The following is a 23,874-nucleotide window of genomic DNA, read 5'->3' on the forward strand; positions in this document are numbered from 1 at the left end:
CCCCGACGGTGACGTCCCCCGTCCCGTCAGGGGCCCGAAGTGATCAGGGAGTCTGTTGACTCACGTGATGTGACCACCAAGGGGTGGGAATGGTTGTACGGAGGTGAACAACGTGTGCGGAAATTTTTAAGATCATGGTTCAACCCCCGCACACCGCCGCCTGGTTCGTCCGCTCAGTCGAACCAGCGGTCCCGCGCCAGTTCCTCCGTCCGCGACGGGTCCTCCAGGAGGGCCGCCACCTCGAAGCGCCGCGGCCACTGGCCCGCCGCCCAGGCGAGGCCTGCCGCCACGCCCTCCAGGGTGGCCGCGTGGAGGGTGCCGTCGGTGGTGAGGCGCCAGTCCAGTTCGGTGCCGTCGACGACGAGTTCGTCGTGTTCGATGTACGTCGCCGGGGTGCGGGGGCCCAGCAGGACCCGTACCGAGTCCGGTACGTCGTGTTCCGTGCCCTCCGAGTCCACCGAGCCCGGCACCGACTCGCTCAGGCGCCGCACCTGGAAGAGTTCGGCCAGTTCGGCGGCGCGGGAGGGGCGGACCGGGAGCAGGGGGACGCCCTCGGTGAAGGGCAGCAGGTCCGGGGAGTCGACGACCACCGCGTCGGAGGCGTCCACGACCGTCACCCGGCCGTCCACCACGGCTCGCAGCTCGTCGGGGAGGGTCACCCGGTCGGGGTCCAGGTCCGCCAACGCGCCGTACAGCGCGTGCAGTTGGGCCGCGGTGACCCGGCGGTCCGGGTCGGCGAGGCGGTCCAGCAGCTCCGCGGCGCCGCCCGGTTCGTCCAGGAGCGCCGAGACGGACGTCCGTACGCCCAGCGCCCGCAGCACCTGCTCGTCCTCGAAGCCCGTCGCGTCCGCCTCGTCGTACAGGCCGCGCAGCAGCGGGTCTCCGCCGGACGCCAGCAGGCCCGCCGGGCGGCGGCCGTCCAGCACGGGGTGACCGCGCAGCCACCACGCCGTGTACGGCCGTACGACCTCGTGCGTGCCGTCGGGGAGCAGGACGCGGACCGGCTGGGTGAGCGCGTCGCGCAGGGGCGGCCGGGAGAGCAGGGCCAGGGCCTGGGGCCACTTGTCGTCGTCCACCAGGTCCAGGTCCCGTACGGCGATCAGCTCGGTGGCGACGGGCGGTACCGGGGTGTCCGGGAAGCGGTCGAGGACGTCCTCGACCCACACGTCCACGGCGTCCAGCAGACCCGCGTCGTCCGGCTCGGCGAAGTCGCCTTCGCGCGGCTCCAGTTCGTCGGGGTCGAGGACCACGTCGGTGGCCCGGACGAGGGCGAAGTCGGCCAGCACGCCACAGGCGGCGAGCGGTTCCTGGCCCCACTTGTCGGCCAGTTCGGCGTCCACCGTGGCGAGTTCGCCCTCGCGGATCACCTGGTGGAAGGGGCTGCCGGGGAAGACCAGTTCGCCGGCCGGGGCCAACTCCCCGTCCTCGTCGGGAAGGGCGAGGGCGCCGAGCCACGGCTCGTCCCCTGGCTCAAGGCCGGCGTCCCGCACCAGCCCGAGCACGGTGTCCGCCAACTCCTCGGCGTCCGGCGTGTCCTGCTCCCAGTCCAGCCCGCCCTCGTCGTCCAGGGAGGCGGCGACGGCCGCCCGGACCTGGGGCGTGGTGAGCACCGCGCGGGGCGTCGCGGGCAGCGCGCCCAGCTTCTCCAGCAGCGGGTGCGCCGCGTCCGGGTGGGCGACCTTCAGACCGAGCCGGGCCAGCACCTCCGGGTCGGTCCGGGACGCGTCGGCGGTGGGCAGCAGCACCTGGCGGGGGCCGATGGTCGTACGGCCGTCGGCGAGCGGCACGGGCAGTCCGGACAGCCGGTCCGGGTCGACCCCGGCGAGGCTGTCGTAGAGCCGGCGCCACCAGCCGGGCTCCTTCTCCAGCCCGGCGAGCCGGTCCACGGCGTCCGTCAGCGGCACCCGGGCGACACCCAACGTCCGCAGCTCCGCCCGCCGTTCGAGCCCGGCGGGCAGCAGGGTGGGCAGCACCTCGGCCAGCACCCGCACGGTGTCGGCCCCGGCGCCCTCGACGATCTCGGCGTCCCGGGGGCGCAGGGAACCGGGGAGGTCGAGGCCGGGCGCCTGGTCCTCGCCGGGCTCGGCGGTCCGGGGCCGCAGGGCGCCGGACGGGTCGGTGTCGTCCTCGGCGGAGACCAGCGCCGGGGGCAGGAAGGACGTCCGCGGGAGCCGCTCCAGGATGGCCGCGCGCAGGGCGCCGTCCAGCTCGCCCTTGCCGAGCGGGCCGGGGACGAGGCCGATGATGCCCTCGGTCACCGGCCGCCAGGAGGCGAGGAGTTCGGTGTAGGAGTCGGCGGCGCGCTGGACGAGGAAGTCGGTCAGCGGGCCGGGCGCGGCGTGGCGGCGGGTGGTGTCGAGGGGGAAGGAGGCGATGAGGAGGGCGGGAACGCCGAGGGGCTCGTCGCTCGGGGTCGGCGCGTGGACGACGGGGCTGGTGCGCGGGCGGACCGGGCTGCCGTCCGCGTCGGCGGGTACCGCCCAGGTGACCGCCCAGTGGGGACGCAGCCGCTCCTCCACCGGCCGGTCGACGAGAAGGTCCGGGGTGAGGGTGCCGTGCGCGGAGACGGTGCGCCAGCGTGTCGTACCGCCCCGCGAGTCCTCCACGACCGTGAAGGGCCCGTCGGTGCCGCGCCGCAATGTGCGGACGGTGTCCGTCTCGACGACGACCTCCGCCAGGCCGGGAAGGGCGAGGAGGAGCGCGTCGTCCACGGCGTCGAGCAGCCGCTCCGCGAGGTCGGCGGCGGCGGGGTCGCGCAACGGCAGGATGACGACCGTGTCGTACGAGTGGGGGGCCGAGCCCTCGGCGGCGAACGGGAGCCGCAGCAGCGGTACGTGCCCGTCCCGGCGCCGGATCTCGTCGCCGAGCCCGGGGCTGTGCCGTGCGGTGTCGGCGGCCAGTTCGCGCGCCTCGGCCAGTGACCAGCGCACACCGCCGTGCCGGCCGACGACCGCGGGCTCGTCGGTGACGGCGAGGACGGCCGCGAAGCCGACACCGAACCGGCCCACGGCGCCCTGCCCGGTGTCCCGCTTGGCGGAGGCCCGGAGGGTGGCGAGGGACTCGACGCCGGCCGCGTCGAGCGGGGCGCCGGTGTTGGCGGCGACGAGGACGCCGTCGCGCAGCGTCAGCCGGAGCCGGCCGGGCACCCCGGCGCGGGCCGCCGCGTCGGCCGCGTTCTGGGCGAGCTCGACGACGAGACGGTCCCGGTAGCCGCCGAGGACGAGGTCCTCCTCGGCGTTGGCGTCCTCACGGAAACGGGCGGGACTGGTGGCCCAGGCGTCGAGCACACCGCGGCGCAGACGGGCGGTGCCGAAGGGGTCCGCCCCCTCGGGGGCCGGCCGCACGAACTTGCTCACGTTCACTCTCCTCGTCGACGTGAGCACGAAGGTACCGCCGTACGGCCCGGCTCCGCGCCGGGGGCCGGTCGGCCGGTGACCCCGCCGGAGCCCGGAGTCCCCCTGGTCAACCGGACGTCGGCGGACACGGGCCGAGATCCAGGTCGAGCGATGGGGTGTCGGCGCTGTCGAGGGTGACGGTGGCGGAGGCGGGCGGCGGGGCCAGGATCAGCGGCCATGCCTCGCCGGAACGAAGGTCGGCCATGATCTGCTCGGGCGTCGCCCCGGCCGGTGCCGACAGCACGGCCGTCACCTCGAGTGCCTGCTCGTACCGGCCCCCGGCGACAGGAGCGCTCACCCGCAGCAGCCGGACCGCCTCCGGCCGGACGAGCGGGCGCTCCGGGAATCCGGCCCGGTCGATCCCCAGCGCCTCCAGTACGGCCCGGTGGACGACGATCTCGACGGTCAGGACGTCACCGTCCATCCGCCGCTCGGCCCAGCCGTCCGTCCGCACGAGCAGGAAGGTGCCGTCGCCCTCGTACGCGTGGGAGAAGAGCGCGGCGACAGCCCGTTCCTCCGCGGTCCCCGCCGGATCCACCACCACGGCGACCACGACCGCTTCCGGGGCCTCCGGGTCCATTCCGCCGCGCAGCCAGAGCCTTGCCATCGGTGAGTGCCCGCGCGGGGGCTAGGAGTGCCCCAGCTCCGCCGTGTCCTCGTCGGGGACGATCGGGACCGAGCCCGAGTCCGGTGCCGGGCGCAGCGGGAAGGGGTCGACCCGGGTCTCGTCGATCACCGGAGGTGCCGGCTGGGGCGGCTTGGGCATGACGGCCGCCTCCGAGTGGCCCCCGCAGCCGTACGCCAGGGACACCACATGGCCGTCCGCCGGGGAGAACTCGTTGGCGCAGACGCCGAAGGCCTGGCCCAGGGAGCCGCCGATCGGCTGGAGGAAGCCGCAGCTGACGCAGGTCGCGGGGGCCGCCTGCGCCATGGGCGTCTTGGCGCCGTACGACTCCTCCCAGCGGTCCGCGGCGATGTGCAGGCCGTAGCGGGACAGCACCCGGGCCCGGCGCATGCCCAGTTCCTCCGCGACGGCTGCGATGGAGCCCCGGGTCGGGGCGGCGGGCAGGTTCGCGGGGGTACCGGCCGTGACCTCCGCGTCCTCCGCCTCGACCAGCTCGGCCATCTCCTCCGAGACGGCGGCGTTCGGCATCGGCTCGTCCTCACCGGCGTAGCCCGGCTCCAGACGGAGGTCCTCCGCGTCGGTGGGGAGCAGGTCGCCGGGGCCCATGTCGCCGGGGCGCAGGCGTTCGCTCCACGGCACCCACTCCGGGGCGAGGAGGGCGTCCGGGCCCGGGAGGAGCACCACCTCGTCCAGGGTCACGATCTTCGCGCGGGACGCGCGGGCGACCGTCACGGCCCAGCGCCAGCCCCGGTACCCGAGTTCCTTGCACTCGAAGAAGTGCGTGACAACGCGGTCGCCCTCGCTCTGCACGCCCGCATGCTCTCCGACCACACCGGGCGCGGCGGCCTCCTCGGCTGCGGAGCGGGCGAGGTCGACGGCCTCGGCACACAGGCGGTCGGGGGTGCGGCTTCGCGTTGTCGCTGCGCTCACAGGTATCGCTTCTCTCCTACGCCGTCACTCGGGTGCGCCGCCCCTGAAGGCGGCGGGTGCGGACGGAGCGGACCGGAGGACCGCGTCGACGTTCGCGCCCGCTCGCGCGGGGCGCACCTCTCCATCCATTCTGATGGATGGCTGAGATACGCACGCTACCTTCTCGCGTGCTCCCGGCCTACACCGACGGGTCGGAAAAGGTCCTCGGCTGCGAACCAGTCGGCCTCATACGCGCGGTAACCGCACTACCCGGGGCGTTCTGGGGGCACTATGAACGTCGTGGCAGCCGCAAGGACGCCCCAGGGAGCCACCAAGGTCGGTGGGATCCGGGGCAGCAGACGTGATGGCGGTTCGGGCCGGTTCGTCGGGTCCGTCCGCGCCGTCGGCCGTGCCCTGCACTTCCCGGTCACCGGAACCGCCCGCGGGATCAGAAGGGCCACGCACGCGCACGGCGCCGGCGAGTCCGGCCTCGGCAAGCTGATCGAGCTCCACGCGGTCAACGGCGCCGGCGACCTGATGATCACCATCGCCCTCGCCTCCACCGTCTTCTTCTCCGTGCCGACCGACGAGGCACGCGGCCGCGTCGCGCTCTACCTCGCCATCACCATGGCCCCGTTCACGGTGCTCGCCCCCGTCATCGGGCCGCTCCTCGACCGGCTCCCGCACGGCCGCCGCGCCGCGATGGCCGCTTCGATGCTCGCCCGCGCCCTGCTCGCGCTGATCATCGCGGGCGCCGTCACCACCGGCAGCCTGGAGCTGTATCCGGCGGCCCTCGGCGTGCTGGTCGCGTCGAAGGCGTACGGCGTGGTCCGAAGCGCCGTCGTACCCCGGCTGCTGCCGCCCCACTTCTCCCTGGTGAAGGCCAACTCACGGGTCACCCTCGGCGGGCTGCTCGCCACCGGGGTCGCCGCGCCGATCGGGGCCGGCCTGCACGCGATCGGGCCGCGCTGGCCGCTGTACGGCGCCTTCCTGATCTACATCTGGGGCATGTTCCTGTCCTTCACCCTGGCCCCGAAGGTCGACTCGGCCAAGGGCGAGGACGTGGCGCTGCTCGCCGCCGACGAGGCCCATCTGCACGGCCCGCACCGCAAGACGGCCAAACGCCCGGGACTGCGGACCGTGGGCACCGCGGTCACCCACGCCCTCGGCGCGAACGCCGCCCTGCGCTGGCTGTCCGGATTCCTCACGTTCTTCCTCGCGTTCCTCCTGCGCGAGCACCCCCTGACCGGCGAGAGCGCCGCCGTCTCGCTCGGCCTGGTCGCCGTCTCGGCGGGAGCGGGCAACGCGCTCGGTACCGCGGTCGGGGCCTGGCTGCGCTCCCGGGCGCCGGAGATCATCATCGTGACGGTCCTGGCGATCGTGCTGGGCGCGGCGATCACGGCCGCGATCTTCTTCGGCGCGTTCCTGGTGGCGTGTCTCACGGCGACCACCGGGTTCTGTCTGGCGCTGGCCAAGCTGTCGCTGGACGCGCTGATCCAGCGGGACGTGCCGGAACTGGTGCGCACCTCGGCGTTCGCCCGCTCGGAGACGATGCTGCAGATGGCCTGGGTCCTGGGCGGCGCGATCGGCATCGTCATGCCGCTGAACGGCACGGCGGGGCTGTGCCTGGCCGCCGCGGTGCTCGCCCTCGGCTGGGTGACGACGTCCCGGGCGCTGATCGGCTCGGCCCGGCACGGGGGCGCGGCCAAGCCCCGCGTGGCGTAACACACAGCCACACCGGCCCCCGCGTAAAGAGCGTGCAGGACACGCCCTATAGCCTTCTGGCATGACCTCGATGCCACGCGGCGGAGCCGCAGATGTCTACGCCGCTGTGCGACGGCGCCGCGCCGTCGCCGTCGTCGGCGCCGTTTCCGCCGGACTGCTCGTCCTGTCGGCCTGCGACAAGCCGACCCCGCGTTCCACGATCACCGTCGGCCGCTCCTCCGTCAGCGAGGAGGCCACGTGCGGTGGTGAGGGCAAGTCCCTGCAGACCGCGGACCTCACGAAGTGCCTGAAGGACACGGACATCCAGTCCATCAAGGTCGACCCCGACGACACGGTCCGCCTCGGCGTCGACCCGGCCATCGCCGACAAGCGCTGGACGATCCTGATGAACGGCCAGCCGCTCACCGAGGACAGCGACAAGACGTACCGCACCATCCCGGGCAGCGTCTTCTTCAACGCCCAGTACGGCGCGCAGGGCAACTCCACGCTGGTCTCCATCAAGGCCGGCGACGGCAAGAAGAGCAGCAACACGGTGACCGGTCTGTGGTCCTTCAAGCTGAAGAAGGCGGACTGACCACGTCCTCGGTACGGGTCCTCGTGGCCACCGCGGTCCCGGCCGAACGGGACGCGGTGGCCCGGGCGTTCACCGGCGAGGCCCTGACGGTGACCGCCGTCGGCGTGGGCCCCGCGCTCGCGGCCGCCGCCACCGCCACCGCCCTCACCTCGGCCGCCCTCGAAGGCGCCCCCTACGACCTGGTCGTATCGGCCGGCATCGGCGGTGGCTTCCAGCCGGAGGCGCCGCTCGGCTCACTCGTCGTCGCCGACGAGATCACCGTGGCCGATCTGGGCGCCGAGACCGCCGACGGATTCGTCCCCGTCACGGAACTCGGCTTCGGGACCGTCAGCCACCGTCCGCCGGAATCACTCGTACGAGACATCGCGCACGCGACCGGCGCGCGCACCGGAGCCGTACTCACCGTCTCCACGGTGACCGGCACCGCCGAGCGCGCCGCCGAGCTGCGGGCCCGGCATCCACGTGCCCTCGCCGAGGGCATGGAGGGCTTCGGGGTGGCGGAGGCGGCCGCGCTCCACCGTCTCCCCGTTCTGGAGATCCGCGCGGTCTCCAACCCCGTCGGGCCGCGCGACCGCGCCGCCTGGCGCATCGGTGACGCCCTCACGGCCCTGGCCGAGGGCTTCGGGAAGCTCGCGCCCGTCCTGGAGAGTTGGAAACAGCATGACCAGTGAGCCGGTACAGCCCCTGCGGATCGCGTATTCGCCCTGCCCGAACGACACGTTCGTCTTCGACGCCCTCGCCCACGGCCGCGTCCCCGGCGCCCCCGCGCTGGACGTGACCTTCGCGGACATCGACATCACCAACGGCATGGCCGAGCGCGGCGAGTTCGACGTGCTGAAGGTGTCGTACGCCGTGCTGCCGTACGTCCTCGACGAGTACGCCCTGCTGCCGTCCGGGGGTGCGCTGGGCCGGGGCTGCGGGCCGCTGGTGCTCACGCGGGAGGCCGGGATGGACCTCGCGGGCCGTACGGTCGCCGTCCCGTCCGAGAAGTCGACGGCCTATCTGCTGTTCCGGCTGTGGGCGGCCGACACGGTGCCTGCCGGGGTCGGCGAGATCGTCGTCATGCCGTTCCACGAGATCATGCCGGCCGTGCGGGACGGGAAGGTCGACGCGGGGCTCGTCATCCACGAGGCACGGTTCACCTACCAGAACTACGGGCTGCACAAGCTTGCGGACATGGGTGAGCACTGGGAGACCACGACCGGGCTGCCGATTCCGCTGGGGGCGATCATCGCGAAGCGGTCGCTGGGTACCGGGACGCTGACGGGACTGGCCGAGGCGATCCGTACGTCCGTGCAGGCGGCCTGGGACGAACCCGAGGTGTCCCGGCCCTATGTCATGGAGCACGCGCAGGAGATGGACCCCGCGGTCGCCGACCAGCACATCGGGCTGTACGTCAACGAGTTCACCGCGGATCTGGGCGAGGACGGGTACGCGGCGGTCCGGGGGCTGTTGACGCGGGCGGCGGCGGAGGGGCTCGTGCCGGCGCTGGGGCCGGAGGCGCTGGCGTTTCCCTGAGCCGCCGGTCGGGTCAGCCGTGCCGGTCGGCCGGCTCGGGGTCGCCCTCGCCCAGCGGGACGCGCGGCGGCCACTGGGCCAGCGAGAGCATCCCCCGGACCTTCAGGATGAGGTAGACGGCCAGGGGCAGCTCCACGCACACCGCGAGCGCCGCCGACAGCCACACACCCGGGGTCCCGAGGGCGAGCGACACGTCGAACCACGCGTCGCAGACCAGCAGGGCCGCCGTCGTCGTGGCCGCGACGAGGACGGCCCGGTGCCGCCGCCAGCCGAGCAGGGCGGTGCACGCCATCGACACCACCAGCAGGACGTCGAACCCCACCCAGGCCGTACGCCACTGACGGACCGCGTATCCGGTCGGCAGCGTGAACCACAGCAGGACGGTCCAGGGGACGAGGCCGACGGCGGACACGGTGAGCAGTTCCAGAGTGTGCCGGCGCTGTCGCCGGATCCGCTCCAGCAGTTCGGCGGACGGGGCCCGGGTGGGGGCCCCGCCGCCGGGCTGGGTGCTTATGTCGCTCACGTCGGCCGTTCCGCGGGATTACACGTCGAGCTGGTCGGCGACCGCGCGCAGCAGCCCGGCGATTTTCTTGCCCGCGGTCTTCTCGGGGTAACGGCCCCTCTCGAGCATCGGTGTGATGTTCTCGAGCAGGGTCGTCAAATCCTGGACGATCGAGGCCAGTTCGTCCGGCTTCTTACGGGTCGCGGCCGCCACCGAGGGCGTCGGGTCGAGAATGGTGACCGAAAGGGCCTGGTCACCGCGCTGTCCGGCGACCACCCCGAACTCAACTCGCTGTCCCGGCTTGAGTGTGTCTACTCCGGCGGGGAGGACCGAGGAATGGACGAAGACGTCACCGCCGTCGTCCCGGGAGAGAAAGCCGAAGCCCTTCTCGCTGTTGAACCACTTGACCTTGCCGGTGGGCACGTCTGTCCTCGTCCTCGTACTCGTCGGAAAACTGCTTCGGAAACGGCTCTTGATAGCACTTGGGCGGGTCGTCACGGACCCGCCGGTACCAAGGCTAATGGTCTTCAGGCCGGTGACAAGACGTCGCCGGGTTGTTCCTTCGCGCTGGGAACTACCCTGGTCCGGTGCGTGACAAAACCCAAACGAATTCCGCCGGGCCCGGTGACCGACTGATCCGTGCCGGTGCCATCGTGTTCTTCCTCGGTGCCGTGGCCACACTCGTCACAGTGGCTCCGCTGTTCCTGCACGCGAAGCCATTTCCCACCTACATGTTCGGACTGAGCATGCTCATGGGAGTCGGCTTCCTGATCGCCGCCGCCGGAGTGCTGCGGTCGATCGCGGCCGGCCGCCGTCAGGCGCGCGCGGGACGGTAGCCGACCAGCCAGCCCGGGAACTCGGTGAGGTCCCCGAGAACCACGTCCGCCCCCGCCGCCGTCAGCTCCTCGACAGTGCACGGCCCGGTCGCCACGGCCACCGACAGGGCGTCGGCCTTGCGCGCGCCGCGCACATCGCCGATGTGGTCGCCGACGTACACGGCCGCCCCGTGCTCGCGCAGGGCTTCGGCCTTCCGCTCGGCCCACAGGTCGCCGACGACCTCGTCCGGGTGGATGCCCAGGTGCTCCAGGTGCAGCTTGGCGTTGGGCTCGTACTTCGCGGTCACCACGATCGCCCGCCCGCCGGCCGCGCGTACGGCGTCGATCGCCTCCCGCGCCCCGGTCATCGCGGGGGTCGGGGTGATGGCGATGGCCGGGTACATCGAGCGGTACAGGTCGCCCATGGCCGTGATCTCGTCCTCGGGGAACCAGTTGATCAGCTCCTCCGCGAGCGGCGGTCCGAGCCGCGTGACCGCGAGGTCGGCGTCGATGTAGGTCCCCGTCCGCTCGGACAGCGCCTGGTAGCAGGCGCGGATGCCGGGCCGGGAGTCGATGAGGGTCATGTCGAGGTCGAAGCCGACGGTCAGGGCGGAGGCGGAGGTGAGGGCCATATGGGCCATTGTGCCCAGCCCGAGGGGCGGGGAGACGCCGGGCCGATGTGACGTACACCTACCTCCTTCGGCGCCCGGCTACATCTTCCGCTGGGAGCGCCAGACCACGAACAGCGCCGACAGCACGGCCGCGCCCCGCACCACCCACGGCCAGGTCTGGGCGATCGCGTCGTTCATGTGGCCCTGGGCGATGGGATCGCCCCAGCGGCCCTGGTTGCGGCCCCACAGCCAGACGATGCCGGCCGCGACCGCCACCGACGGCATCCCGATGACCGCCCACTTCGACTCGTTCTGCGTCAGGCGCCGGGAGGCGTAGGCGATGAGCCAGCCGAGCAGCAGGGCGAACCAGTTCCCGAGGATCGCGCCGACGACGAGCAGACCGGCGGCGATCAGGAGCAGGGGGTTGCTCCAGCGGGAGACGGGGAGGGAGAGACGGCGGCGCCGGGCGCGGGGAGCCTCGGGTACGGCCTCCTCCTCCGCCTCCACCGCCTTCTCCGTGGCGGGCACGGCGGGCGCGGCCGGCTCGGGCGTCCTCGGCCGGGGCGGCTTGACCAGGCTGGGGATCTCCACGCCGCCCACGAATCCCGGCACGCTCTCGCCGAGTGGCGTGCTGTCCACCCGCCACCAGTCCGGCTCACCGGCGGAGGCGGGGTCGTCGGAGGGCGCGGGCCGTGCGGGCCGCTCTGCCTGTGCCGGCTGCTCGGCCCGTGCGGGCTGCTCCGGCCGCGGACCCGGTACGGCGCGGCGCCGCAGGCTCCTGGGCAGCCGGCCGGTGTCCTCGGGCTCGTCGTCGCGCTGCACGGGCAGGTGGGTGGGGGTGGCCGGGGGTGCGTCCTGGGCGCCGCCGGCCGCGTCCACGACCTCGTCCGGGGTGCCGAGCCGGGAGATGATCCGGCGGACGGCCGCGGGACTGTCGGCGGTGCCCCCGGCGCGGCGCCGGTCGATCTCGTTCCGCAGCTCCGACACCAGGCGCATGCGCGTGGCGGACGGCAACTGCCGCTGCTGCGCCACGTCGCCGACACGGCTCAGATACTCGTAGACGACCTGGTCGCTCTCGATCCCCACGAAGTCCCCTCCGGGGCGGCTGCGTTGGATGGCCCGCGGTACGAAGGTATCGCAGGTCAGCATCGAACAGCCCGTCCGGCGTCCGAGGACGGGGCCCTTCGGGCCGACGGGGGTCCGGGGGCGGAGCCTCCAGGGACGCCCGCGCACCCGGTACCGTGAGTCGGATGAGCACCCCGGCCCCGCGTTCACTCGCAGAGGCACTCCGAGCGAGGGACGACGTCTCCCTCGCGGCACTGCTGCGCGCTCGCCCCGATCTCATCACCCCCGTCCCCACCGACCTCACCCAGCTCGCCACCCGGGCCGGTACCCGGGCCAGCGTGGTGCGGGCGCTGGAGCGGCTGGACCGGTTCGCGCTGCAGACGGCGGAGGCGCTGGCGGTCGCGGCGGACCCGGCGTCGTACGGGGAGCTGCTGGGGCTGATGACCGGCGACGAGGGCGATCCGGTGGTCGCCGCGGCTCTTCCGCGTGCCCTCGCCACCCTGCGGGAGCAGGCGCTGGTCTGGGGCGACGACGAGCGGCTGCGGCTGGTGCGCACGGCCCGTGAGCTGCTCGCGCCGTCCCCGCAGCACCCGTCCCCGACCGGGCTCGGGCCGACCGTGCAGGAGGCCACGGCGGGCATGTCGCCGGGCCGTGTGCAGGAGATCGTGACGGCGGCCGGGCTGCCCTCGACGCACGACTCGGTGTCGGCGGTGGCCTCGCTCACCGCGCTGTTCGGTGACCGCGAGCGGATGGCCGCGCTGCTCGCCGGGCTGCCGCAGGAGTCGCGGGAGGTGCTCGCCCGGCTGGTGTGGGGGCCGCCGTACGGGCAGGTCACCCCGGAACCCGCGGCGCATCTGCGGCAGTTGCTGGACCGCGGGCTGCTGCTGCCGACGGCGCCCGGCACGGTCGTACTGCCCCGGGAGGTGGCCCTGCATCTGCGCGGCGGACGGGCGCACCGCGCGCTGGAGCCGCTGCCGCCAGCCCTGGAGCCCGCGGCCACGCACCGTCCACAGGTTGTGGACACCACGGCGGCCGGACAGGCGTACACCGCGCTGGCGACGGTCGAGGAGCTGCTGAAGGACTGGGACGAGGGCGGGCCCGCCGTGCTGCGGGCCGGCGGGCTGAGCGTGCGCGACCTGAAGCGGACCGCGGTCGCGCTGGACGTGGCCGAGCCGGTCGCCGCCTTCTGGGTCGAACTCGCCTATGCGGCGGGCCTGCTGGCGTCCGACGGGGAGGCGGACGAGCGGTTCGCGGCGACCCCGGCGTACGACGAGTGGCTGGAGCAGCCCGCGGGCGTGCGCTGGGCGCGGCTCGCGGAGACGTGGCTGAGGGCGACCCGGACCGCGGGGCTGGTCGGCGGGCGGGACGCGAAGGACCGTACGTTGTCGGCGCTCGGGCCCGGCCTCGACCGGTCGGCCGCGCCGGAGGTACGGCACCGGGTGCTGACGCTGCTGGCCGGGTTGCCGGAGGGCACCGCGCCGTCCGCCGAGTCCGTGCTGGACCGGCTGCGCTGGGAGCGGCCCCTGCGCGGGCCCCAGCAGGACGACGACCTGCGCGCCCGGCTGGCCCGCTGGACGCTGTCGGAGGCGGAGATGCTGGGCGTGACGGGCCGGGGCGCGCTGTCGGCTCATGGGCGGGCGCTGCTGGGGGCGCCCGCGCCCGCGTCCTCGACGCCCGCGAAGAAGGCGGCCGGGGCGGAGTCCGGGGGTCCCGGCGACAAGCTCCCCGTCCATCACACGCCCGTCGCCGTGGAACCCCTCTCCCCCGTCGAGCAGGCCACCGCCTCCGCCGCGGCCGCCCGGCTGCTCGCGCCGCTGCTGCCCGAGCCGCTGGACCATGTGCTGCTGCAGGCCGACCTGACGGCGGTGGCGCCGGGGCCGTTGCAGCGACCGCTCGCCGACATGCTGGGGGTGCTGGCGGACGTGGAGTCGAAGGGCGGGGCGACCGTCTACCGGTTCACGCCGGGGTCGGTGCGGCGGGCCCTCGACGCCGGGCGGTCCGCCTCCGACCTGCAGGCCTTCCTCGCGGCGCACTCCCGGACACCGGTTCCGCAGCCGCTCGCGTACCTGATCGACGACGTGGCCCGCCGGCACGGGCATCTGCGGGTGGGCGCGGCCTCGGCGTACGTGCGCTGCGACGACGACGCCCTGCTGAACGAGATCATGGCCGACAAGCGGGCCGCCGGACTGCGCCTGCGCCGCCTCGCGCCCACCGTGCTGGCCACCCAGGCCGACCCGGCGACCCTGCTGGAGGGGCTGCGCGCGATGGGTTTCGCGCCGGCCGCCGAGTCCGCCGAGGGCGACGTCCTGATCACCCGCGCCGACGCCCACCGCACCCCGCCGCGCACCGCGCCCGAGCCGGTCCCGGACGGCCCGCCGACGCCGGACGCGACGCTGCTGTCGGCGGCGATCCGCGCGATCAGGGCCGGTGACGTGGCCTCCACGGCCCCGCGCAAACAGCCCCCCTCGGCCGCGGCGGGCGGCGGCGCCCTGCCGCGGACCAGCTCCGCGGAGACCCTGGCCACCATGCAGGCCGCCGTCCTGACCGGGGAGGCGCTGTGGATCGGGTACGTCAACGCGGAGGGCGCCGCCAGCCAGCGCGTCATCGCCCCGATCCGGGTCGAGGGCGGGTTCGTGACGGCGTACGACCACACGGCGGACGAGGTGCGGACGTACCCGCTGCACCGGGTGACGGGAGTGGCGGAACTGGCCGAGGAGGCGTGACGCGGGCCTCTTCGCCACGGCTCCACCGGCATGTCCGGAACTGTTCACCCGGGGCTTCCGGCCCGGGCTCGCGGGCAGCGTTTCCTGAACGGGACAGGAACCGCGTCCGGATTTCCGACGACGGGACCGGCTCTTCGACGAAAGGGGCCCCATGGCCACGACGATCCGCCGCGCAGTCATCCCCGCAGCCGGGCTGGGGTCCCGTCTGCTGCCGCTGACCAAGGCCATCCCGAAGGAGATGCTGCCGGTCGGGGACAAGCCCGTCGTCGAGCACACCGTGCGGGAGCTGGTGGCGTCCGGCATCACGGACATCACGATCGTCGTCTCGGGCGGAAAGGGCCTGATCCAGGACCACTTCCGGCCGAATCCCGCCCTCGTCGCCCAGCTGCGCGCCGGCGGCAAGACCGCCTACGCGGACGCGGTGGAGGAGGTCGGCGAGCTGTCCCGGCTCGGCCACATCACCTACCTCGACCAGCACGGCCCGTACGGCAACGGCACTCCCGTGCTGAACGCGGCCCGCAACGCCGGTGACGAGCCGATCCTGGTGCTGTGGCCGGACGACGTCTTCGTGGCCGACGTCCCCCGCGCCCAGCAGCTGATCCGCGCCTTCGAGGCGACCAGCTGCCCGGTGCTCGCCCTGATGCCGATGGACCCGTCCGACTCGCAGCGCTACGGCGTGCCCCGGGTCCGGGAGGATCTCGGCGAGGGACTGCTGCGCATCAGCAGCCTGGTGGAGAAGCCCAAGCCCGAGGACGCGCCCTCCGCCTACGCGGCGATCGGCGGCTATGTCATCACCCCGGGCATCGTCGAGGAACTCCGCAAGCAGACCAAGGCCTGGTACGAGCACCGCACCGGCGAGATCTACCTCACCGACGCCATCAACGCCTACGCCGCCACGAAGGCGGTGTACGGCCAGGTGATCCAGGGCCGCTGGTACGACACCGGCAACCCGCTCGCCTATCTCACCGCCCAGTTCGCGGCCGCTCTGGCGGACCCGGAGTACGGCCCGCATCTGCGCCGGCTGGCGGAGCTGACGGAGGAGCGGGGCTGAGCCTCGCTCAGGCGTCGGCGCGGTCGAGGGCGCGGCCCATCTCCTCGGTGAAGCGGCGGCCCGCGGGCAGGAGTTCGCCGCTGTCGAGGAGGGTGCCGACGGCGGCGCGGGTGTGGCCGTGCCAGGTGGTTTGCTCCCGGTCGGCCCGGGGGTCGGGCGGGGCGGTGGTGTGCTCGGTGTGCCAGAAGTCGCAGACGCCCAGGTGGGCGTAGGTGCCGGTGAAGAGCGCGTCCAGGGGGCGCGGGTCGGGACGCCAGGGGGCCCGGTAGCGGGCGGGCGAGGGCGGGCCGTACAGCGGGACCAGGTCGAGCAGGGCGGCGAGCTGGACGTGCAGGAACTCGTGGACCAGGGTCAGCGCGAAGAGCACCGGGTCGCCGGGCGGGGAGAGGGCGACGGCGCCGTAGGCCCGGCGGGCCGCCGAGCTCACCGAGGTGCCGCCGGGGGCGGGGTGGAGTGGCACCAGGGTGGACAGACAGGCGGCGACGGCCCGGGCGTGCCAGGGGTGGCGGCGGACCAGCACCCGCCAGGCGCCGTCCAGTGACCGCTGCCAGCCCTCCGTCTCGCCCGCGCTCTGCACACCGGCCGGCTCATGGCCGTGCACGGCGCGGAAGGGGCCCCGGTCGGCGAGCCGCAGGCGCAGCACGGCGCCGTCGCACTCGGCGGCCAGCAGACGGGGTCCCGACAGCGCGGCCGGCCCTCCGTCGACGAGTTCGCCGAACCAGGCGAGGTCGGGGCGGTGGCCGTGCGCGCACTCGGCGAGCGCGCGGGCCAGTCCTTCGTCGAGGTAGGGATGCAGCATGGCCTCCCGCCACCGCCCCGGCTCCTCCCGCTGCATGCGCGCCAGCCGCCGGTACACCCCCTGGAAGCCGGCGTCGTCGGGCAGCGCCCGGCGCACGGCCACGGCCAGCAGGGTCCGCTTGCTGAGCTGCCCGCGCCGCAACACCTCCACGCCCCCGACCCCGCCCCGGGCCCGGGCGAGGGCGTCGAACAGGTCCGGGTCCAGGTCGAGCGGAACGAGGGGCCCGGCGGCGGACGGCACGTCGGGCGTGGGAACGGCGGGCGGAACAGGCACGACGGGCTCGCTCCTCACGGACGGGACGGACACGGGCGGGGCGGACACGGGCGGGACGGACACGCGCGCCGCGCACATGGGCGCCACAGACACGCGCGCCACGCACACAGGCGGCGCGGACACAGGCGGGACGGACACGCGCGCCGCGCACATGGGCGCCACGCACACGCGCGCCACGAACCCGGGCGCCACGAACACGCCCGCCACGCACATGGGCGCCACCGAAACAAGCGGCACGGACACGCGCGCCACGGAGACAGGCGGCACAGACACGCGCGCCACGGGCACAGGCGGCGCGGGCGCGGGCGGTTGCGGGTGGTGGGGTCATCTCGGGGCCGGTCGGGTTGCCGCTCCCAGGGCGGTGAGGTCCCGGTGGAGGCGGGTGGTCATGTGGTCGATCAGGGCGGCCAGGTCGGGGCAGTACACGGACGGCGCCGCGAACGGGGTCGGTGTGGCACCCGGGCGGTAGCGGTGGGCGTACAGGCCTCCGCCGCAGACCGCCGAACGCGGGCAGGCCGCGCAGACGGGGGCCAGCCCGGCCCGGCCCCGCTGCCGGGCCCGGAAGGCCTCGTGGCGGGCGGCGTCGGTGAAGCTGTGCGTGAAGACGTCCAGGCCGGTGGCCGGGGCGCCGTCGTAGGCGACCTTCAGGGAGTCGGCCTGTTCGATGGTCCCGTCGGTCTCGACCACGACCAGATCGACCGGGGCGAGTCCGACCGCCTCGCTGCGGGCGGTGCCGCCAAGCAGCAGGGCCGCGATCTCCTCGAAGAGCCGGATCCCGGTCTCCCGGCGGGGCGCGCCGTACCAGCGGTCGAAGACGGCTCGGAGCCAGCGCGCGTACGGCACCGGCTCCCCCGGCTCCGCTCCGGGCGCCGTCGGGGGCACGACGGTGCGGCCGGCCAGTCCGGGCGGCGGGGTGTGCCAGGTGCCGTGCGGCAGCAGCAGGTCCAGCCGCGGCGGGGCGAACTCGAGCAGGGCCTCGTAGGTCTCCACCGGGTCGGCGGCCAGGTCGACGGTGCACAGCAGCCCGGCGTACAGCGGGCGGTACGGACCCTCGGCGAGGAGCCGCAGGGCCCGGGCGACCCCCGCGTGGCTGCCCCGCCCGTCGGGACGCCGCCGGTGCCGGTCGTGGGTGGCGGCGGTGCCGTCGAGGCTGACCCCGATCCGCACCCCGTGCCGGGCCAGCACCGGCAGCAGCGCCGGGTCCTCGACGAGCCGCAGTCCGTTGGTCTGCAGGGTGAGCCGCAGGTCCGCCACCCCGTCCAGGGCGTCGGCGAGCACACCGAGCAGCGCGTCCAGCCGGGCCGCGCCCACCAGCAGCGGCTCTCCGCCGTGCAGGACGACATGGACCTCGCCCAGACCGTGGTCCCGGGCGTGCTCGGCGATGAGGGCCGCCGTGCGCCGCACGGTGCGGGGGTCCATGACCCGGGGGCGCTCGCGCCAGCTCTGGTCCGCCGACTCGTACACGTAGCAGTAGTCGCACGCGAGGTTGCAGCGGCTGTGGATCTTCAGCAGGAACTGCCGGAAGGGGACCATGGGCCAGCCTCGCTGGATCGCACCGGTGCCCGTGCCGCTCCCGCCTGCGGCCGGGGCGGCCCGGGAAATGAGAGGGCGTGGCGGGTGGCCGCATCCTACAGCCCGTCAGCCGGCGGGCACGCCGGGTGGCGGACGCGGCCGGCCCGCTCAGATGGTCGGCGGTTCGATGTCGGAGTTCAGCCGGGTCCCGGCGGCGATCGCCAGCGTCGTCGGGTGCTGCGCCCCCAGGGTGCGTCTCGCCCGCTCCAGGGCGTCCTGGTGCAGACGGTCCGCCTCCGCCGTACGGCCGAGGGAGCGCAGGGTGAGCGAGAGGTTGGAGGTGGCGGCGACGACGTCGTAGTGGTCGGCGCCGAGGGACGGGAACAGTCCCTCGCGGGCCCGACTCTCCTGCTCCGCGGCCTCCTCGGCGCGGCCGGCGGCCACGAGGTCGTTGGCATGGTTGACGACACAGCTGTAGACGTAGGGGTGAGACTCCCCGAGAACCTCGACCAGCTGTCCCATGGTGCGTCTGGAGGACGCCAGCGCCTCGTCGGTGCGGCCCAGCGTCCTCAGGTACACCGCCATGTTGCTGGCGCAGACCAGGGTGACCGGGTGTTCCTCGCCCAGGTAGTCCTTGTAGCGGCCGAGCGCCTTCTCGGCCAGCTCCAGCGCCCGGGCCGTGTCCCCGAGCGCGGCCAGGTCACTGGCCAGGTTGCAGGCGGCGGCGAGGGTGTCGTAGTGGTCGCGGCCGTGGGTGTCGCGGTAGCGCTCGTAGATGTCCTGGTCGATGTCCCGGGCTTCGGCGTAGCGGCCGTCCCGGCGCAGGGCGACGGCCAGGTTCTTGCGGGCCCGCAGGGTGTCGCTGTGTCCGTCACCGAGGACCTCGTGGTAGAGCCGGGTGGTCGTCTCCAACAGCTCCAGCGCCGCCCGGAGTTGACCGGTCTCCCGCAGGTCGCGGGCGTAGTTGTTGGCGTAGTTGAGAGTGGGCGGTTTGTTGGCGCCCTGGTTCTCCCGCTGCCGTTCGTAGGCCGTGCGGTGCAGGTCCAGGGCGGCCCGGCGGTCGCCCGCAAGATACTCGGACATCCCCAGGTTGTTGGTGTACATCAGGGTCCGCCGATCGTCCTCGCCGAACTCGTGGAACGCCATCCGGTGGGTGCTCCGGTCCAGTTCGCGGGCCTCCTGGTAGCGGCCGAGGGCGCGCAGATCAGCACCGACGTTGCCGGCTGCGGCGAGGGTGGCCGGGTAGTCCTCCCCCTTGGTCACGGTGAACCGCCGCAGGACGTCCGAGTTCGTTTCGTACGCTTCCTGGAACCGCCCCTGTGAGCGTTGTACGTTGCCGAGCTGGGTGCGCAGCAGCAGGGTCTGGGTGTCGTCGGGGCCGGCGTCCGGGAAGTCCGGCCGCTTCCAGCGTTCCAGGGTCCGTACGGCCAGGTCGTGGGCGGTGCCGTAGAGGCTGCGGCGCCACAGGTAGCGCACCGAGTCGATGATCAGCCGGCGGACCTCGGGGTCGGGGTCGGCGGCGGCGCGCGAGGGCTCCAGATGGGGCAGGAGTTCGTCGAACTCGGGCCAGTCCGCGGTGGCGTCCGGATCGCGGGGCTTGGCGTCCACCAGCGCCGTGTGCACCACCCTGCGCAGTTCCTTCCAGCGCTGGGGGCCGACGCCGTCCCGGACGACGGCCTGGACCAGCCGGTGCACGGTCAGGGTCTCGCTGCCCTGGTCGAAGCCGGCCAGCCCGAAGCGGTTGAGGGCCCGCAGCAACTTGGCGACGGACACGTCGAGTTCGGCGGCGTCGATGGTGAGGGCCCGGGTGACGGCCCGGCTGTAGAGGAGCCGCATCGGGATCGGGTCGGGGCCGAAGAAGGAGCAGATCTCCAGCATCTCGACGGCGGCCTGGTTGCTCTCGCGCAACTCCTCCACCGAGATCTGCCAGGTGCGGGCGGCGGAGTTGGGGTACTCCCGGGGCGGCAGGGGGGTGTGTTCGAGGATGTCCGTGGGGCGGTCGCGCAGCCGGGTGAGGTAGATGGAGACCGGCATGCTGCTCTGGCTCAGCCAGACCGCCGCCTGTCCCACCGCGAGCGGCAGGTCGCCGAGTTCGTGGGCGATCTGCTCGGCGTCCTCGGCGGCCAGCCGCGGGTTGGACCTGAGCAGCACCTCGATGCTCTCCGCGCGGGTGAAGACCTCGACCTCGGCCCGGCCCACGCTGTTGACCCAGGCCCGGTCCCGCGAGGTGATCAGCACATGCCCGCCGGGCGGCCCCTCCGGGATGAGCCCGTCGAGTTCGGTGGGGCTGCCGGCGTTGTCGTACACCAGCAGCCAGCGGCCGTACGGCCGTCCCTGGGCGAGGGCGCGCAGCACGGCCTCGGCGGTGCTGCCCACGTCCTCGCCGCGCTCCAGGCCGAGATCGGGGGCGAGGTCGGCCAGCGCGGAGCGGATCAGGCCGGGCTGGGCGGCGTTCATCCACCAGACCACGTCATAGGCGGCCCGGTAGCGGTGGGCGTACTCCAGGGCGGTCTGGGTCTTGCCCATACCGCCGAGTCCGTACAGCGCCTGGCTGGTCACGGCGGCGGTGGTGCCGGCGGTGAAGTGGTCGCGCAGGCGCTCCAGGAGCGGACCGCGCCCGACGAAGCCGAGATGGCGGGAGGGCAGTCGAAGGGCCGCCGGTATCGTGCCGGGGAAGATCGGCAGGGCCGTGCCCAGGGCCGGCGTTGAGCCGTCGGAGGCACGGCGGCCCGGCGGTGGCCCGAGGGCGGTGAGGAGCTGGTCGAAGGCCTCGGCGGCACCGCTGCGGCTGAGGTCGGCGACGACGCTGGGGAAGTACGCCTCCGTGGCGGCCGGGTCGAGGTCCTGGAGACGGACGGCGACCAGGCCGGGGCCGGCGGCCGTCTCGTGTCCGGCGAGCTGGACGCGGACCGCGGCGGCCCGCGACTGAGAGGCGTACTCCGGCGACAGCAGGGCCAGCACCCGGCCCTGTCCGCCCAGGGTGCCGGCCACCTCGGGCGGAACCGCGCCGTCGGGGCCGACCGTGCTGTGCAGGGACACCTGGTAGCCGACCGACTCCAGGGCCTCCGCGGCCCACTCCGCCCACATCCGGCCCAGCGGCGCGTAGCTGACGTAGATCTGGGTGGGCAGGGCCTTCGGGGCGCGAAGATAGGCGGTGCGCAGTTCGGCACGTCGGTCGTCCGGCAGCGGGGTGAACCGGGGCACCCGGCCCTCCGAGATCCACTCGGTGAGCCGCTCGAACGCAAGGAGCAGAGTGCGCTCCTGGTGGGGCCGGTCGCCGACGGTGGCCGGGATCTCCTCGTAGGCGTAGAACGCCTTGTACGGCACCTCGATCTCGCCCCAGTAGCGGATGCGGTCCTCCTGCGGCAGCCAGTCCAGGAAGGGGTCGAACTCGGTGCGGCAGAGGTCCCGCCCGGCCTCCAGCCGTTCGGTCTCGGCCTCCTCGACGCGCATGGGGACCGGGAGCACCTTGATGGGACGGGGCGCGGAGCTCTTGACGGTGGCCGCCGCCTCCAGGCCGCCACGGATGTTCTGGGCGCTCATGGTGAAGCAGTCGACGAGGATGTCGGGCAGCAGGACCGTGCAGATCCCGCTCGTGTCGCTCACACCTGTCCTGCTGTCGATGAGCACGTAGTCGTAGGTCGCGATCATCCGTTCCCGCAGCGCCTGCAGGAAGTGGCCGCCGCCGCGCTGGTTGTAGAAGGTGTGCCAGTTGAAGCTGGTGACGGCGGCGGAGTAGGCGGCCGACTGCCGTCCGGCGGGCAGGAAGTCCAGGCGGCCGCCGGAGGGCTGCTCCAGCATCAGTCCCACGATGTACGGCGCCGGGTCCGCGGCGTCGCGCAGCCAGTCCTCCGTCCCGGCCGCCGCCCCGGCCTGTGACCCGGAACCGCCGCCGACGCCCGCGCGCACCGGGGGCTCCGGGCGGCTGATCACGGTGCGCACATAGGACTGCACCATGTTGATCAGGCCGTTGGAGGAGCGCAGTTCGGGGTCGACCAGCAGGGGGTGGAGGTAGCGGTGCAGACCGGGTGCCTCGAGGTCCCAGTCCACCAGCAGCACCCGGTGACCCGCGCTGGCGAGGATCCAGCCCACGTTGGCCAGCGCCATGGTGCGACCGGTGCCGCCCTTGTACGAGTAGAAGGTGACGATCTTGCCCGGTCCGTCTGGCCTACTGGTCATCGTCGTCGAGTCCTTGGTCGCGGGTCATTGGGGGTCTGCCGGGGGCTCGGACCAGGGCAGCGGCGGCGGGGGCGGGCCCTCGGGGAGCCGGAAGGGGGTGGTGCTCTCCATCTCCATCAGCCGGTTCTGGGCCACCGCCAGCATCACGGCGAGCCGGCCGTCGAACTCGTCCTCGGCGACCTTCACCCGGAACAGCGGGTCGTTCGGGTCGTTGTGCCGGCGCCAGTTGCGCCACAGCACCCGGCTCAGGTCCTGCCAGATGGCCTCGTCACCGGTCTCCTCGTCGGCGGCGTGGCAGGGCACCAGGACCCCGGTGGCGGGGCGGTTCTGGGCGTCGTAGTCGGCGAGGGCGTCCCGGTAGGTCCCGGTGCGGACCGCCCACGGGTCGACCAGCAGGATGCTGGTCTGGTTGTTCTCCAGGGTCTCGTCGAGGCGGCCGCTCAGCCCGTCGTCGACGACCTCGATGTTGCTGGTGTACCCCTCCTCCACGATCACCTTCTGCGCCCGGTGGGCGACCGTCGGGGTCTTCGGCGGGTGGTACGGCGTCCACTCCCGGGGCGAACGCCCGTAGTACTCCGGCCGGTTGCGTCCTGCCGGCAGCGGGTCGGCGACTCCGGCGGCCAGGAAGACCTGCACGTGCCCGGTGCCCGGCGCGGCGGAGCGCTGCCCGGCCACCGGGAACAGGCCGTGCACGTCTTTGATGTCGAGGCCGGGCGTGTGCGGCAGCCGGAACCGGTCCGCGGCGAGCCGCACGCGGGCGGCGACCCTCTCGACGACCGTGCGGTACGCCTGGCCCAGCGGGTCGGACTTCAGCAGGTGCAGCAGACCGTGCGTGAGGTACTCGTCGCCCATGCCGGCCTCGTTGTACTGCAGGGCGGCCACCTCGTCGGGCAGCTCCCCCTCCACCGGCATCCACATGACCGGGACCAGGGCCGGGACGTTGGGTATGTCGGTCTCCTGGCGGTACCGCTCGAGCCGCTCGTAGAACGCCGTCCACTCCTTGCCGCAGTACTCGCTGCTCAGGTACGAGGGCGAGTACAAGGCGACGAAGGCACGGCAGTGGCCGACCGCCCCGCCCAGCACCCGGGACCAGTTCGCGCCAAGCCCCAGCCGCTCGACGTCCCGGAAGGGCGGCTGCGCCGAGGGGTCCGCGCCGATCCGGCGGAGCTCCTTCGCGAGATCGTCGTAGAACCGCTTCACGAACTCGTCGCGATCGTCCTTCCGCGCATAGCTGAGGAAGAAGTACGGCTCCTGAACCAAGTCGCCCCCCGATACCTCCCTGGCCGACCTGACGGTGTGACACCTCCATGCCGGAGCATCCGGGTCATACCCACGCCGGTGGCGCCTCAAGCCGTCGGTACGGCCCGCGGCGGAGCGGCGGCCCGGTCAGATCGAGGACTCGAAGGCGGCGTACGGCACGCCGGCCGGGTTGACGGCCTCGTCGACCACGCGTCGCAGCATCGCGCCCAGCACGGTGTCGGGGAGCTCGTCGAGCAACCCGTCCAGCGTGTCCATGCCCAGGTCGGTGACATCGAGCAGGCAGGAGTCGATCCGGGTGCTGGCGTCCATCGGCTTCCTTCACACGCACACATGCATGC

General features: G+C 73.7%; 19 protein-coding genes. 7 read left to right on the forward strand and 12 right to left on the reverse strand.

Annotation, left to right across the window (positions count from 1 at the left end; genetic code table 11):
- Positions 1 to 173 precede the first annotated feature (173 nt).
- From ACWCQ1_RS13390 to ACWCQ1_RS13400, 3 genes are all read right to left on the reverse strand, one after another.
- Positions 174 to 3,356, reverse strand: coding sequence for a sacsin N-terminal ATP-binding-like domain-containing protein (locus tag ACWCQ1_RS13390; protein WP_451026497.1), 3,183 nt, complete (start codon positions 3,354 to 3,356; stop codon positions 174 to 176).
- A 106-nt stretch (positions 3,357 to 3,462) separates the two neighbouring features.
- Positions 3,463 to 4,002: a hypothetical protein gene (locus tag ACWCQ1_RS13395; protein WP_358592367.1), complete on the reverse strand. Its 540-nt coding sequence runs from the start codon at positions 4,000 to 4,002 to the stop codon at positions 3,463 to 3,465.
- 21 nt (positions 4,003 to 4,023) lie between these two features.
- Positions 4,024 to 4,950 carry a DUF3027 domain-containing protein gene (locus ACWCQ1_RS13400; RefSeq protein WP_451026498.1) on the reverse strand — a complete coding sequence of 309 codons (927 nt, stop codon included), beginning with the start codon at positions 4,948 to 4,950 and terminating at the stop codon, positions 4,024 to 4,026.
- A 279-nt stretch (positions 4,951 to 5,229) separates the two neighbouring features.
- Between ACWCQ1_RS13400 and ACWCQ1_RS13405 the strand changes: the two genes are divergently transcribed.
- The 4 genes from ACWCQ1_RS13405 to ACWCQ1_RS13420 all read left to right on the forward strand — a co-directional run bounded on the left by ACWCQ1_RS13405 (position 5,230) and on the right by ACWCQ1_RS13420 (position 8,746).
- A complete protein-coding gene (locus tag ACWCQ1_RS13405; protein ID WP_358592365.1) occupies positions 5,230 to 6,654 on the forward strand; it encodes an MFS transporter in 1,425 nt (474 codons plus the stop codon).
- 61 nt (positions 6,655 to 6,715) lie between these two features.
- On the forward strand, positions 6,716 to 7,228 hold the full coding sequence (locus ACWCQ1_RS13410; RefSeq protein ID WP_133045634.1) for a DUF2771 domain-containing protein: 513 nt from the start codon (positions 6,716 to 6,718) through the stop codon (positions 7,226 to 7,228).
- A complete protein-coding gene (locus ACWCQ1_RS13415; RefSeq protein ID WP_133045635.1) occupies positions 7,198 to 7,899 on the forward strand; it encodes a futalosine hydrolase in 702 nt (233 codons plus the stop codon). Before ACWCQ1_RS13410 ends, ACWCQ1_RS13415 begins: the two co-directional genes overlap by 31 nt.
- Positions 7,889 to 8,746, forward strand: coding sequence for a 1,4-dihydroxy-6-naphthoate synthase (locus tag ACWCQ1_RS13420; protein ID WP_451026499.1), 858 nt, complete (start codon positions 7,889 to 7,891; stop codon positions 8,744 to 8,746). Before ACWCQ1_RS13415 ends, ACWCQ1_RS13420 begins: the two co-directional genes overlap by 11 nt.
- A gap of 13 nt (positions 8,747 to 8,759) precedes the next feature.
- Here the strand turns inward: ACWCQ1_RS13420 and ACWCQ1_RS13425 are convergent, their stop codons facing one another.
- Positions 8,760 to 9,269, reverse strand: coding sequence for a hypothetical protein (locus ACWCQ1_RS13425; RefSeq protein ID WP_358592361.1), 510 nt, complete (start codon positions 9,267 to 9,269; stop codon positions 8,760 to 8,762).
- An 18-nt stretch (positions 9,270 to 9,287) separates the two neighbouring features.
- Positions 9,288 to 9,671 carry a cold-shock protein gene (locus ACWCQ1_RS13430; RefSeq protein ID WP_133045637.1) on the reverse strand — a complete coding sequence of 128 codons (384 nt, stop codon included), beginning with the start codon at positions 9,669 to 9,671 and terminating at the stop codon, positions 9,288 to 9,290.
- 164 nt (positions 9,672 to 9,835) lie between these two features.
- On the opposite strand from ACWCQ1_RS13430, the gene ACWCQ1_RS13435 reads away from it, so the two are divergent.
- Positions 9,836 to 10,084, forward strand: a complete 249-nt coding sequence (locus tag ACWCQ1_RS13435; RefSeq protein ID WP_133045638.1) for a hypothetical protein — start codon at positions 9,836 to 9,838, stop codon at positions 10,082 to 10,084.
- Here the strand turns inward: ACWCQ1_RS13435 and ACWCQ1_RS13440 are convergent.
- On the reverse strand, positions 10,063 to 10,704 hold the full coding sequence (locus ACWCQ1_RS13440) for an HAD family hydrolase (RefSeq protein WP_451026500.1): 642 nt from the start codon (positions 10,702 to 10,704) through the stop codon (positions 10,063 to 10,065). The genes ACWCQ1_RS13435 and ACWCQ1_RS13440 overlap by 22 nt on opposite strands.
- A gap of 69 nt (positions 10,705 to 10,773) precedes the next feature.
- Positions 10,774 to 11,760 (reverse strand): hypothetical protein, encoded by a 987-nt coding sequence (locus tag ACWCQ1_RS13445; protein WP_451026501.1) that lies wholly within the window; start codon positions 11,758 to 11,760, stop codon positions 10,774 to 10,776.
- Between the two features lie 164 nt (positions 11,761 to 11,924).
- Here ACWCQ1_RS13445 and ACWCQ1_RS13450 point away from each other — a divergent pair, with 164 nt between their 5' ends.
- Together ACWCQ1_RS13450 and ACWCQ1_RS13455 are read left to right on the forward strand one after the other, a co-directional pair.
- A complete protein-coding gene (locus tag ACWCQ1_RS13450) occupies positions 11,925 to 14,462 on the forward strand; it encodes a helicase-associated domain-containing protein (RefSeq protein ID WP_451026502.1) in 2,538 nt (845 codons plus the stop codon).
- 151 nt (positions 14,463 to 14,613) lie between these two features.
- Positions 14,614 to 15,513 (forward strand): UTP--glucose-1-phosphate uridylyltransferase, encoded by a 900-nt coding sequence (locus ACWCQ1_RS13455; protein WP_133045642.1) that lies wholly within the window; start codon positions 14,614 to 14,616, stop codon positions 15,511 to 15,513.
- Between the two features lie 7 nt (positions 15,514 to 15,520).
- On the opposite strand, the gene ACWCQ1_RS13460 is transcribed toward ACWCQ1_RS13455, so the two are convergent.
- The 5 genes from ACWCQ1_RS13460 to fxsA form a co-directional block, all read right to left on the reverse strand.
- Entirely contained in the window at positions 15,521 to 16,585 is a 1,065-nt protein-coding gene (locus ACWCQ1_RS13460) for an aKG-HExxH-type peptide beta-hydroxylase (RefSeq protein ID WP_451026503.1), read from the reverse strand.
- Positions 16,586 to 16,909: 324 nt separating this feature from the next.
- Complete coding sequence (locus tag ACWCQ1_RS13465) at positions 16,910 to 18,118, reverse strand: FxsB family cyclophane-forming radical SAM/SPASM peptide maturase (RefSeq protein WP_451026504.1); 1,209 nt, start codon at positions 18,116 to 18,118, stop codon at positions 16,910 to 16,912.
- Positions 18,119 to 18,265: 147 nt separating this feature from the next.
- Positions 18,266 to 22,276, reverse strand: coding sequence for an FxSxx-COOH system tetratricopeptide repeat protein (gene fxsT, locus ACWCQ1_RS13470; RefSeq protein WP_451026505.1), 4,011 nt, complete (start codon positions 22,274 to 22,276; stop codon positions 18,266 to 18,268).
- Positions 22,277 to 22,300: 24 nt separating this feature from the next.
- A complete protein-coding gene (gene fsxC, locus ACWCQ1_RS13475) occupies positions 22,301 to 23,536 on the reverse strand; it encodes an FxsC protein (protein WP_451026506.1) in 1,236 nt (411 codons plus the stop codon).
- Positions 23,537 to 23,662: 126 nt separating this feature from the next.
- Entirely contained in the window at positions 23,663 to 23,845 is a 183-nt protein-coding gene (gene fxsA, locus ACWCQ1_RS13480; RefSeq protein ID WP_451026507.1) for an FxSxx-COOH cyclophane-containing RiPP peptide, read from the reverse strand.
- Positions 23,846 to 23,874 lie beyond the last annotated feature (29 nt).

It is taken from the genome of Streptomyces sp. NPDC002144 (genome assembly GCF_053593695.1).

What these genes read in the sequence shown, in the direction of transcription:
- fxsT (WP_451026505.1), bottom strand. Translation starts at nt 22,276, where the DNA reads ATGACCAGTAGGCCAGACGGACCGGGCAAGATCGTCACCTTCTACTCG.
- ACWCQ1_RS13450 (WP_451026502.1), top strand. Translation starts at nt 11,925, where the DNA reads ATGAGCACCCCGGCCCCGCGTTCACTCGCAGAGGCACTCCGAGCGAGG.
- fxsA (WP_451026507.1), bottom strand. Translation starts at nt 23,845, where the DNA reads ATGGACGCCAGCACCCGGATCGACTCCTGCCTGCTCGATGTCACCGAC.
- ACWCQ1_RS13465 (WP_451026504.1), bottom strand. Translation starts at nt 18,118, where the DNA reads ATGGTCCCCTTCCGGCAGTTCCTGCTGAAGATCCACAGCCGCTGCAAC.
- ACWCQ1_RS13440 (WP_451026500.1), bottom strand. Translation starts at nt 10,704, where the DNA reads ATGGCCCATATGGCCCTCACCTCCGCCTCCGCCCTGACCGTCGGCTTC.
- ACWCQ1_RS13410 (WP_133045634.1), top strand. Translation starts at nt 6,716, where the DNA reads ATGACCTCGATGCCACGCGGCGGAGCCGCAGATGTCTACGCCGCTGTG.
- ACWCQ1_RS13395 (WP_358592367.1), bottom strand. Translation starts at nt 4,002, where the DNA reads ATGGCAAGGCTCTGGCTGCGCGGCGGAATGGACCCGGAGGCCCCGGAA.
- ACWCQ1_RS13420 (WP_451026499.1), top strand. Translation starts at nt 7,889, where the DNA reads ATGACCAGTGAGCCGGTACAGCCCCTGCGGATCGCGTATTCGCCCTGC.
- ACWCQ1_RS13455 (WP_133045642.1), top strand. Translation starts at nt 14,614, where the DNA reads ATGGCCACGACGATCCGCCGCGCAGTCATCCCCGCAGCCGGGCTGGGG.